This is a genomic window from Gluconacetobacter entanii, from assembly GCF_013155425.1.
In the GTDB taxonomy this organism is placed as follows: Bacteria; Pseudomonadota; Alphaproteobacteria; order Acetobacterales; family Acetobacteraceae; genus Novacetimonas; species Novacetimonas entanii.
Map to the genome: position 1 here is coordinate 1 of NZ_JABJWD010000075.1, position 1,749 is coordinate 1,749.

The following is a 1,749-nucleotide window of genomic DNA, read 5'->3' on the forward strand; positions in this document are numbered from 1 at the left end:
GGGCTGGCGGGGTTCGTGCCGGTGGGCGGCCCATGCCATGGGCGGCAGGGGCAGGAAGGGCAGAACCACCAGCGCAAGGGCAGGCAGGTGCAGGAGCGGGCAGAGCGGGCAGCCTTCGGCATGGTCGTGGCCATGGGGGGGCATGTCGCCATGCTCATGGGGCGCGTTCGCCATCGCCATGTGGTGATGCGGCGGCGCTGCGTGGCGTTCTGTCCGCGTTGCGACGGGAGCGATATCGATTCCCGTCAGCCGCATGATGGTGCCGCGCGGCAGTTCGCCGGGCAGGCTGCGGCTTTCAACCAGCAACTGGCCCCATAGCCCCAGGCACGCACACAGCACCATGACCCAGCGGATCACAGGCATGTCATGCATGAAGGGGTGGCGGGCTTGGCCCATGATGGACAGGTTCTTTGCGGTTGTAAGATAAAGGCGGTAACAGGACAGTGTTCTCGGAGGTCGGGGGCTTTTTGTCAAATGACAAGGCAGCCCGCGCCCATGCCCCAATGGATGGAAGCGTGCAGCAGCAGGACAGAACGGCAGGCCGGATTCTTGTCACGTCAACCGGCCCCGCCGGCTGGCGGCGCGGGCGGCTGCTTGCGGGCTGGGCCATCATGGCTGCCGTGCTGGGCCACGGCCTGATTGCCGCGTGGCTGCTGCCCGCCCGCGCGCCCGTGCCCGCGGCCCCAGCGGAAAAAAACAGCATTCAGGTCTTTTTTGACCAGCCCGGGGTTGCACCGCCCCCGCAAGAGGCTACGCCACAGCCACAGCCACAGCCACAGCCACAGCCACAGCCACAGCCACAGCCACAGCCACAGCCACAGCCACAGCCACAGCCAAAAGCCGTGGTCACGCTGCCTGCTGTTACCGCCCGGCCCGCCGTGCGCCCTGTTGCGCAATCCCGGTCACCGTCTGCTCAGCCCTCGGCCCAAGCTCGTGTTGCCGCACCGGTTGGGTCTGCCCCTGCGGCAACGCAGAATGGCCCGGCCGTGCCTGGCGCAGCACAGACTGCGGCGGTTGTGCCAACCGCGCCCCATTGCACGCCCCCCGCCTGGCGTTACCCCGCCATGGCCCGTCACATGCATGAGGAAGGCAATGCGCTGGTTGATGTCGTGCTGGGGAGCGAGGGGCAGGTGGTACAGGTCAGCCTGAAATCCGGCACCGGCTATGATGACCTGGACAGCACGGCCCTTGCCGCTGCGCGTAAGGTCCAGTGCACCCCGCAGGGTCGCCCGCTGGAGGGCACGCATGTCCTGCTGCCGGTTACGTTTCGCCTGCATTAATGGTGAAGGGACGTTCGGCAACCCTGTGCAGGCAGCCGCCTATGCGTATAAGAATGTCCGTTTTAAAAAATTAGCGCGCTGCTTGAGGGCGGGATAGAAGGCTGGTTATCATTTTTTTAGGAATATTTTCCGCATAAAGGGTGTGTCGCCGGAAACATGCGTTTTCTGGTGATGGCAGCCCCGATCACGATCGACCATCCATCCTGACGGTCGGGGCTGTCTTAATTTCTTGCATGGCTAAAGTCAGCACATGCTAAGGGCATCAGAATATATGCCCTGTGTAGCCGATCCATCATGTCATTTTATGCTATAAAAATGAATAGGTGATATATATAATGAGATAAAAAAAGATAATATAAACAATCATTCCTAATGCATTTGGAGGGATCGAAGAACCCCTGATTGATGTGCTTGGCCGGTAATTTCTGGGTTTTGGCGATTTGATTGACGGTTTTTGCGATGGCCTCCG

Annotated in this window: 2 protein-coding genes; one reads left to right on the forward strand and one right to left on the reverse strand. The window is 61.3% G+C overall.

The window, feature by feature from the left end; translation table 11 throughout:
- Nucleotides 1-396: DUF2946 domain-containing protein (locus tag HNH97_RS13290; RefSeq protein WP_244949457.1), on the reverse strand; the 396-nt coding region annotated here is incomplete at its 3' end.
- Between the two features lie 119 nt (nt 397-515).
- Here HNH97_RS13290 and HNH97_RS13295 point away from each other — a divergent pair.
- A complete protein-coding gene (locus HNH97_RS13295) occupies nt 516-1,280 on the forward strand; it encodes an energy transducer TonB (protein ID WP_338085473.1) in 765 nt (254 codons plus the stop codon).
- Nucleotides 1,281-1,749: the final 469 nt, after the last annotated feature.